Source organism: Pseudomonas sp. NBRC 111140 (genome assembly GCF_001320885.1).
Classification (GTDB): domain Bacteria; phylum Pseudomonadota; class Gammaproteobacteria; order Pseudomonadales; family Pseudomonadaceae; genus Aquipseudomonas; species Aquipseudomonas putida_P.
The window spans coordinates 1-10,059 of sequence record NZ_BCBQ01000144.1 but is presented as its reverse complement, the minus strand read 5'-3'; the positions used below and the strand labels follow the sequence as shown (position 1 = coordinate 10,059).

Genomic DNA, 10,059 nt, shown 5'->3' with positions numbered 1-10,059 from the left:
CTCAGAAGGACGAGAAATTCAGCGGCCGTGCCGGGTTGGTCTACCTGTTCGACAATGGCCTGGCGCCGTACGTCAGCTACAGCGAGTCGTTCCTGCCGGTGATGGGCACTACCGCCGATGGCACCCAGCTCGACCCGGAAACCGGCAAACAGTACGAGCTGGGCCTGAAATACGAGCCACCGGGCAGCAACAGCCTGTACACCCTCGCGGTGTTCGAGCTGACCAAGCAGAACGTCACCGAGACCATCAACGGCTTCAGCCGCCAGGAAGGCGAAGTACGCTCACGCGGTGTAGAGCTGGAGGCCAGAACCGAGCTGGCGCCGGGATTCAATCTGATTGGCAGCTACACCTGGAACGATGTCGAAGTTACCCAGTCCGAGCGCGGCACCCAGGGCAATACGCCGTTCCGTACGCCGGAGCACATGGCCTCGCTGTGGGCGGACTACCAGTTGCAAGGTGGATCGCTGAACGGGCTGCGGCTGGGCGCTGGCACCCGTTATGTGGGTAGCACCTTCGGCGATGCGCAGAACAGCTTCAAGGTCGACAGCTACGTGCTGGTGGATGCGATGGTCAGCTACGAGTTGGGCAAGCTGGACGCTTCGCTCAAAGGCGTGGAGCTGGCGCTCAATGCCAGCAACCTGTTCGACAAGGAGTATGTGGCCGGCTGTTTCAGCGATATGGGCTGCCAGTATGGGCAGCAGCGCACGGTTTACGGGACGGTGACGTATAACTGGTGATTACCCAAGGGGCCGCTTTGCGGCCCATCGCTGGTATTGCGGGTGCCGGTGTCAACGCACCAACCGAGGCACCATTCGCACATAAACCAGCTCACTCACCAGCTCCACCAGCGTTTGGGTGATCACCGCCGCTGCCGCCAACCCGCGTATGTCTTCCGGCAGCGCCAACGCTAGCGGCAATACGACCAACGAATTGCGTGTGGCGGCGCTGAAGGTTACCGAGCGTGCTTCGGTGGCCGGCAGGCGCAGCAGCCGCGCGCAGACGAACCCGAGCACAGGCGCCAGCAGCATGAAGCCGACGTACACCGGAATCACCGGCAGCAAACGGTCGAAATCACGCAGCACCACGGCTATCTGCGACGCGATCACTACCACCAGCACCAAGGCCATCGCCGGAACGGGCAACCACGCCCAGGCGTCGTTCCAGGTTGCGACGGTGCGCGAACGGCGGGCACCTAGGCTGGTGAGCACGGCCAGCAGCATGGGCAGCACGATCAGCAGCACGAAGGCTTCCACGAACGGGGTGATGGAAATCACCACGTTGTTGTTGGCCCCCAGCATCAGGGCCAGGTAGATCGGCAGCAGTGCCAGCTGCACCAGCGACAGCACCGGGGTGGCGGCCAGGGTCAGGCGCGAGTCGCCTTTGCCGATGTGGGTGAACACCACCACATAGTCGATGCAGGGCGTGAGCAGCACCAGCAAGGCACCGACGAGAATCGCCGGGTGCTCGACCAACCCGCGAGTGATCGCCCAGACCAACAGCGGCACAAGAATGAAGTTGGCGAGCAGCAGGGCGCCCATGAAACGGCGATTACCCAGGCCTTGGCGCAGGTCGAGGAAAGGGATTTGCAGAAACATCGCGTACATCAGCACGGCAATGGCCGGGGTGACCACGGCTTCCAGATACCGCGCGCTGTCAGTGGCCACCAAGCCGAAGGCAACGGCGGCGAGCACGGCAGCGAAGTAGATCGGGATCTGGTGGGTCTCGAGTTGTTCTCTGGTCAAGGTGTGGCCTGTGGTTGGTAATGGGGAGTCAGCTTGGACTGGGCCCAAGTACTGAAGGCAAGCATATTACCTGTGGGAGCGGGTTTACCCGCGAACACCGGCGTAGCCGGTGCCATTCACCTCGTTGCCTTCTTCGCGGGTAAACCCGCTCCCACAGGGACCGCGACAGGTCAGCGAACCTGGTTCATGAAAAACGAAAAAGCCCGGCACTGGGCCGGGCTTTTTCACTTCAGGCTGGCGCCAATCAGTTGCCGTAAACCGGCAGCTTCTTGCAGATGGCCTTGACCTTCTCACGTACGGCGTCGATCACCGCTTCGTTGTTCAGGTCAGCCAGGATGTCGCAGATCCAGCCAGCCAGTTCCTTGCACTCGGCTTCCTTGAAACCACGGGTGGTAACGGCTGGGGTGCCGAAACGCAGGCCCGAGGTGACGAACGGCGAACGTGGGTCGTTCGGGACCGAGTTCTTGTTCACGGTGATGAAGGCTTTGCCCAGGGCAGCGTCAGCGTCCTTACCGGAAATTTCCTGCTTGATCAGCGACAGCAGGAACAGGTGGTTCTGGGTGCCACCGGAAACCACGTCGAAACCACGCTCGATGAACACGCTGGCCATGGCCTGGGCGTTCTTCACGACTTGCTGCTGGTAAGCCTTGAACTCAGGTTGCAGGGCTTCTTTGAAGCAGATGGCCTTGGCGGCGATTACGTGCTCCAGCGGGCCGCCTTGGGCGCCTGGGAACACAGCCGAGTTCAGCTTCTTCTCGATGTCGGCGTTGGCACGGGCCAGGATCAGGCCGCCGCGTGGGCCGCGCAGGGTCTTGTGGGTGGTGGTGGTGACCACGTCGGCGAACGGCACCGGGTTCGGGTACACGCCAGCGGCAACCAGGCCGGCAACGTGGGCCATGTCGACGAACAGGTAGGCACCGACCTTGTCGGCGATGGCGCGGAAGCGGGCGAAGTCCAGAACCTGCGAGTAGGCCGAGAAGCCGGCAACGATCATCTTTGGCTTGTGCTCGACAGCCAGGCGCTCGACTTCGTCGTAGTCGATCAGGCCGTTGCCGTCGATGCCGTACTGGATGGCGTTGTACAGCTTGCCCGACGAGCTTACCGAAGCACCGTGGGTCAGGTGACCACCGTGGGCCAGGCTCATGCCCAGGATGGTGTCACCGGCCGACAGCAGGGCCAGGTAGACGGCAGCGTTGGCCTGGGAGCCAGCGTGCGGCTGGACGTTGGCGTAGTCGGCGCCGAACAGCTCCTTGGCACGGTCGATGGCCAGTTGCTCGACGATGTCGACGTACTCGCAACCACCGTAGTAGCGCTTGCCTGGGTAGCCTTCGGCGTACTTGTTGGTCAGGACCGAGCCCTGAGCTTCCATGACGGCCGGGCTGGTGTAGTTTTCCGAAGCGATCAGCTCGATATGCTCTTCCTGGCGCAGGGCTTCTTGCTGCATGGCTTCGAAGAGCTCGGCGTCGTACTTGGCAATGGTCAAATCACGGCTGAACATGGCGGTCCTCAAGGATCGGGGTAATTTGGGTGGGCATTCTAACCGATTGATTCGCGGCTGGCATATGAAGTGGCATCAAGTCGCGGACCAATGGGGCTCATGTTGCATCCCGCGCCGTGTCTGGGCTGCGTAGATCCATGAGTTGACTCTAAGGTCCATTTTCAGGGGCGCCGCGCGCCCCATCGCTGGCACATCAATGGAACATGAACAGGGTCTCGTTGGAGAACTGCGCCTCGAACTGATGCGCCGGCATCGGCCGCCCAAACAGGTAGCCTTGCACCTCGTCGCAGCCATGCTCGCGCAGGAACTCCAGCTGTTCGTGGGTTTCCACGCCCTCGGCGATTACCGCCAGGTTGAGGCTGTGGGCCATGGCGATGATCGCCCGGGCGATCTGCGCGTCCTGCTCGCCTTCGGGCAGGCCGTCGACGAAGGTGCGGTCGATCTTCAGTACGTCGATGGGGAACTGCTTGAGGTAGTTGAGCGACGAGTAACCCGTGCCGAAGTCGTCCACCGCAATGCTCAGGCCGAGGTTTTTCAGGCTGGCAAGAATCTGCAGCGCCTCGTTCACTTCGCGCATCAGGATACTTTCGGTCAGCTCCAGCTCCAGGCATGCCGGTGGCAGGCCGCTTTCTTCGAGGATATTGGCAATCCGCGTGCCCAGTTGCCCGTCCGAGAACTGCCGCGCCGATATGTTCACCGACACCTTGGGTACCCGCACCTTGGCCTTGTGCCAGGCCTTGAGCTGGCGGCTGGCCTCGCGCAGCACCCAGTCACCCACGTCCACCACCAGGCCCAGTTCTTCGATCACCGGGATAAAGTCGCCCGGTGGCACCAGACCACGGGTGGGGTGGCGCCAGCGCAGCAGGGCCTCGGCGCCCGTCAGGCGCTTGCCGTCGCCGCTGAACTGCGGCTGGTAGTACAGGATGAACTCGTTCTGCTCCATGGCATGGCGCAAGTCGCTTTCCAGCTCCAGGCGCTCCAGTGCGCTGGCGTTCATTTCGGCCTGGTAGAACTGGAAGTTGTTCTTGCCGCGTTCCTTGGCGTGGTACATGGCGGTGTCGGCGTTTTTCATCAACTGGCTCAGCTCGCTGCCATCCTGCGGGCTGAGGGCGATGCCGATACTGGCCGTGACGAAGAATTCACGGTTTTCCAGCACAAACGGCCGCACCAGGCTGCCGAGAATGCTCTCGGCCACATGGATGGCGCGGTTCAGGGCCATCTCGCGGGTGGGGCGCGGTTGCAGCAGCAGGGTGAACTCGTCGCCGCCCATGCGTGCCACGGTGTCGTCGTCATCCACGCAGGCCAGCAGGCGCAGGGCCATGTCCTTGAGCATGCGGTCGCCGGCGGCATGGCCGAGGGAGTCGTTGATCGGCTTGAAGCGGTCGAGGTCGAGGAACATCAGCACCACCCAGGCCTTCTGCCGCTCGGCCTGTTGCAGGGCGTTGTACAAACGGTCCTGGAACAGCGTGCGGTTGGGCAGGTGGGTGAGGGCGTCGTAGTAGGCCAGGCGGTGGATGCGCTGTTCGCTGGCTTTGCGCTCGCTGATGTCGGTGAAGAAGCACACGTAGCTGGCCAGGTCGCCTTCGTCGTCCAGTACCGCCGTGATGCCCACCCAGGCCGGGTAGTGGTCGCCGTCACGGCGCTTGAGCCACACCTCGCCTTCCCAACTGCCGCGCTGGTGCAGTTGCTTGACCACATAGCGCAGGTGGCCCTCCTGCTGTTCGTCGACGGTGAGCATGCCCGGCAACTGGTCGAGCACTTCACTGACGGCGTACCCACTGACGCGGCTGAACGCCTCGTTGGCCTGGACGATGTAGCCGGCCGGGTCGGTGATGAGGATCGCCGACGTGGAGTGTTCGAATACCGTTGCGGCCATGCGCAGGTCTTTTTCGGCACGGCGTTGCTGGCTGATGTCGCGGCCCACCCCAAGCACGCCCTCAAAGCGCTGGTCATCGTCCCACACCAGCACCAGACGCAGCTCGATGGGGATCTTGCGGCCATCGGCACGCAGGCAGTCGAACAGGAACAGCTGGGTCGGTAGCTGGCTGCGCAGTTGCGCCAGTTGCGATGGGTCGCCCATGGCTTTGCTGACGCGCTCCATCAGGCTGTAGATACCGGTGAGCTGGGCCGGGTTGGCGATGATCGACTGCCAGCCGTTGGCGAATATCCAGTCGGCCTGGTAGCCCAGCACGCTCTGTACCGAGGGGCTGACATAGTTGAGCTTGAGCAGGCTGTCGGTGGAGAAGATCACGTCGCTGATGCTTTCGGCGAGCATGCGGTAGCGCTGCTCGCTGTCACGTAGCGACTGGCTGGCCTCGATCTGCACGGTCACATCCTTGCCCACGCCGATGATGCGCGTCACCAGGCCTTCGGCATCGCGGGTCAGCACCTGCTCGCGAATGTCGTAGCAGCGCCAGCCGCCGTCGCGGTGGCGGAAGCGCAACTGGCAGTGCAGCGGTTGGTCATGGCCGCTGTCGCGCTGTTGCTGGCGCAGGGCCTGGTAGTGCGCGGCATCCTCGGGGTGCAGCAGCAGTTCCCAGAAGCGGTCGCCCATCTGTGCCAGCTCGGTACGGTCGTAGCCCAGGGTCTGGCCGAGGTGACGGTTGCTGAAGATCATCCGCTGGCTCAGCACATCCTGCACGTACAACTGGTCGGGTACGGTGCGCACCACGTCCGACCAGAAGCCTTCGCGCTCCAGCAGCGACAGCTCGACCTGTTTGCGGCTGGTGATGTCGCTGATGCTGAGGATCACTGCCTGGTAGTCGCGGCGCTGCTGCGGCAGGCGCGCCATCAACCACAGGTGCAGTTCGCCGCCCAGCGGTGCCGGCAGGCGCACTTCCAGCTCAAGCAGCTGGCGTTGCTCGATCAGTGCGTCGATCAGCTGCATGCCGACGCTGTCGCGGCCATCGCCGGTGCCGTCGATCAGCCGCTGCCATGCGCCTTCGTGGCACTCGATGTTCAGCAGTTGGCGCGCCACCTGGTTGACCTCGGTGATCTTCAGCTCCAGCAGTAGCGAGCGGCGCAGGTTCGGGTCCAGCGCCAGGCTGTGCTTGAGCGCAGCGCGGTTGCGCAGGTGGTAGCGGTCGAGCTGGCTGGGCAGGCTGGACAAATCGAGCACGCACAGGGCCACGCCGGTGCCTTCGAAAATTTCCTGATAGCGCCGGCGGTCTTCCTGCAGCGCGCGCTGGCGGCGGCGCATGTTGATCAGCGCCAGCACCGGCAGCAGGGCGCAAAACAGCACCAGCAGGCATTTGCCGATCAGCGCCGGCAATAACTTTTGCTGGGCCAGCTCGGCGTCGAACAGGCCGCGCAACTGCCAGGTACTGTTGTCGATGAAGGCCAGCATCACGCTTTGCAGCGGCGCGTTGCTGGTATCGGTTGGGGCGTGGCGCTGCAGCACCTCGCCACTGCGGCTGTTCTCCAGCAGCCACAGCGGGTGGCCGCCACCATCGAGGTGGAGGGTGAGCTCGCGGTAGTAGTCCGGTGAAAGGCGCAGCAACCAGTAGCCACGGTCCTGTTCGGCGGCCTGGCGCAGCAACAGATACAGGGTGCGGTTGTCGGCCGAATTGGTGAAGAAGTACGGGCGCCCCTGGTTCAGTGTCAGCAGTTCGTCAAGCAACTGGCGGTCCGGGCTGCCGGCCAGGCTGTCGACGCGCAGTTGCCCGGCACTGTCCAGCCAGGCCACGCTTTGCAAGGCAGGCAGGCGCTCGCGCAGGGTGTCCACCAGGCTCGGCAGGGCAGCGGGTGTCGGTGCATTGACATAGGGCTGCACCACATTCACTGCCTGCTGCGCCTTGAACGCCATGTTCAGGCTCAGGTGATCGGCCAGTTCCGCGGTGGCGTCCAGGCTCTGTTTGCGCAGGTCGGCCTGGGTATGGTTGAACTGGGCGAATAGTTGCCACAGCAGCAGGCCCAGCAGAATCAGGGCCAACAGTGCCAGCGCACCCTTGATCGACCCGCGCAGGGTAACGGCGGGCGCTTGTTGCGCGGTACGCAATGACGACGGATGAGTAAGGTTGGTCAAGCGTTGATCCTGCGATTGGGCTGGCGATGGCAGGGAAGGATCATGCACGGTGTATGCCGGTGCCTGGTTGTTGCGACGCGGTGGCGCACTATAAGGCCGGACACCCGAAACCGGCTAGCATGCCTAGGATTATGGCAAAGTGCCAGCCATGTTGACCGATGGTGCCTGCCCGGTGGTTCGGCAAGCCCCTGCAACCTGTGCGAGAATAGCGCCCGCTTCACATGACAACGCATCGGAGATGTTCGGTTTTGGTTACTCACTTTTCCTCCAATGGCCTCGATTCCGCCTGTGGGCGCAGCAGTCAGACCCTTGTCAGCACTGCCGTGACCGAGGACGTATCCTGCAAATCGTGCCAGCGTTCGCTGGTCAAACCAGACGCGGCTGCCACCGCCAAGAGCAAGGCCCCATCGCTGGCTGAACTGCGCAAGACCGCCAAGGTGGCAGCTGCGCCGGCCGTTGCCGTGGCTGCGGCCAAGCCTGCTGCCAAGCTTGTCAGTACGGCGCCTGCGGCCGCCAAGCCGGCTAATGTGGCCAAGGGCGCCGAGCAGCAGCCTACCCTCAGCGCAGGCTTCAGCGTGAAGTCCGCCTGGGCCTCTCGCCTGGCTGAGCAGAGCGACCGTTGCCGTTTGCCGCGTGGCAAGGCCAAGCAGCGTCACGTCTGAGCCCTCTTCGGCCACTGCGGCGGCCCTTTCGCGGCTAAAGCCGCTCCCACAGGTGCTGTATTGCCCTTGAAGGCAGTGATATTCCTGTGGGAGCGGCTTTAGCCGCGAAGAGGCCGGAACAGGCAATAGACCCCCCCAAGGATCACACCGATCCCACCCCCCACTGGCGGTCCCTCCTATGCAACGCTGCGCGTTGGCGTAGAATGGTCGACTTTGTTCAATGACACCCAACACATCCCCCAGGCCATGCTGCCGGGGCGATCGTCGATGTCTTTACCTATCTGATTAGAGGGCTTGGTTTTGGCTCAATACGTCTACACCATGCATCGGCTGAGCAAGGTCGTGCCGCCGAAGCGGGAAATTCTCAAGAACATTTCCCTGTCGTTCTTCCCGGGCGCCAAGATTGGCGTGCTCGGCCTGAACGGCGCCGGTAAATCGACCCTGCTGCGGATCATGGCGGGCGTCGACAAGGAATTCGACGGCGAAGCCCGTCCGATGCCCGACATCAACGTGGGTTACCTGCCCCAGGAACCGCAACTGGACCCGACCAAGACCGTGCGTGAAGTGGTCGAGGAAGCGGTCAGCGTGATCAAGGACGCCCAGGCGCGCCTGGACGAGGTCTACGCCGCCTACGCCGACCCGGATGCCGACTTCGACAAGCTGGCCGCCGAGCAGGCCAAGCTGGAAGCCATCCTGCAGGCCGCCGACGGTCACAACCTGGAGCGCCAACTGGACGTCGCCGCCGATGCCCTGCGCCTGCCGGCCTGGGATGCGCGCATCGAACACCTGTCTGGTGGTGAGAAGCGCCGTGTGGCCCTGTGCCGCCTGCTGCTGTCGGCCCCCGACATGCTGCTGCTCGACGAACCAACCAACCACCTGGACGCCGACTCGGTGGCCTGGCTTGAGCGCTTCCTGCACGACTTCCCTGGCACCGTGGTAGCCATTACCCACGACCGTTATTTCCTCGACAACGTCGCCGGCTGGATCCTGGAACTGGACCGCGGCGCCGGTATCCCGTACGAAGGCAACTACTCGGGCTGGCTGGAAGCCAAGTCGGACCGTCTGGCGCAGGAATCCAAGCAGCAGAGCGCCCACGAGAAGGCCATGAAAGAGGAACTGGAGTGGGTGCGCAAAGGCGCCAAGGCCCGCCAGTCCAAGTCCAAGGCCCGTCTGCAGCGCTTCGAAGAAATGCAGTCGCAGGAATTCCAGAAACGCAGCGAAACCAACGAGATCTACATCCCGGCCGGTCCGCGCCTGGGTGACAAGGTCATCGAGTTCAAGAACGTCACCAAGGGCTACGGCGACCGCGTGCTGATCGACAACCTGTCGTTCGCCATGCCCAAGGGTGCCATCGTCGGCGTGATCGGTGGTAACGGTGCCGGTAAGTCGACGCTGTTCCGCATGCTGATGGGCAAGGAGCAGCCAGACTCGGGCAGCATCGAGATCGGTGAAACCGTGCAACTGGCCTGTGTGGACCAGAGCCGCGAGGACCTGGACGGCGCCAAGACCGTGTTCCAGCAGATCTCCGACGGCTCCGACCAGATCCGCATCGGCAACTACGAGATCCCTTCGCGTACCTACGTTGGCCGCTTCAACTTCAAAGGTGGCGACCAGCAAAAATTCGTCAAGGACCTGTCCGGTGGTGAGCGTGGCCGCCTGCACCTGGCGCTGACCCTGAAGGAGGGCGGTAACGTCCTGCTGCTCGACGAACCGTCCAACGACCTCGACGTCGAAACCCTGCGTTCGCTGGAAGAGGCCCTGCTGGACTTCCCGGGCGCCGCGATCGTGATTTCCCACGACCGTTGGTTCCTGGACCGTGTGGCTACCCACATCCTGGCGTACGAAGACGACTCGAACGTGGTGTTCTTCGAAGGTAACTACACCGAGTACGAAGCTGACCGCAAGAAGCGCCTGGGCGATGCCGCTGCCCAGCCGCACCGTGTACGGCACAAGAAGCTGGCTCAGTAAGCCGGTTTTTTGATGCACAGGAATGGGGCCCATGGTGGCCCCATTTTTGTGCCCGCCGCACAGGCAGAAGCAGGGTGCTGGGCGGTTATTTTGTATACATTTATATAAAACGCACCAAATAATTTCAAAAAAACGACATCTCGCCCTATTCCGGTGCGATTGCTT

General features: G+C 63.0%; 6 protein-coding genes. 3 read left to right on the top strand and 3 right to left on the bottom strand.

Translation table 11 applies throughout. The features are described from left to right. A partial coding sequence (locus APH42_RS27645) for a TonB-dependent siderophore receptor (RefSeq protein WP_156352952.1) occupies positions 1-737 on the top strand: 737 nt, incomplete at its 5' end. A gap of 51 nt (positions 738-788) precedes the next feature. Here the strand turns inward: APH42_RS27645 and APH42_RS27640 are convergent. From APH42_RS27640 to APH42_RS27630, 3 genes are all read right to left on the bottom strand, one after another. Beyond that, the gene (locus APH42_RS27640) at positions 789-1,742 is read right to left on the bottom strand and encodes an arsenic resistance protein (protein WP_060494666.1); all 954 of its coding nucleotides are present in this window, start codon (positions 1,740-1,742) and stop codon (positions 789-791) included. 244 nt (positions 1,743-1,986) lie between these two features. After that, positions 1,987-3,240 carry a serine hydroxymethyltransferase gene (gene glyA, locus APH42_RS27635; protein ID WP_012270418.1) on the bottom strand — a complete coding sequence of 418 codons (1,254 nt, stop codon included), beginning with the start codon at positions 3,238-3,240 and terminating at the stop codon, positions 1,987-1,989. Between the two features lie 193 nt (positions 3,241-3,433). Further along, a complete protein-coding gene (locus APH42_RS27630; protein WP_060494665.1) occupies positions 3,434-7,264 on the bottom strand; it encodes a bifunctional diguanylate cyclase/phosphodiesterase in 3,831 nt (1,276 codons plus the stop codon). A 248-nt stretch (positions 7,265-7,512) separates the two neighbouring features. Between APH42_RS27630 and APH42_RS27625 the strand changes: the two genes are divergently transcribed. Both APH42_RS27625 and ettA read left to right on the top strand, forming a co-directional pair. Continuing rightward, positions 7,513-7,926 (top strand): hypothetical protein, encoded by a 414-nt coding sequence (locus APH42_RS27625; RefSeq protein ID WP_060494664.1) that lies wholly within the window; start codon positions 7,513-7,515, stop codon positions 7,924-7,926. Between the two features lie 300 nt (positions 7,927-8,226). Then, positions 8,227-9,894: an energy-dependent translational throttle protein EttA gene (ettA, locus tag APH42_RS27620; RefSeq protein ID WP_060494663.1), complete on the top strand. Its 1,668-nt coding sequence runs from the start codon at positions 8,227-8,229 to the stop codon at positions 9,892-9,894. The last annotated feature ends 165 nt before the right edge of the window (positions 9,895-10,059 follow it).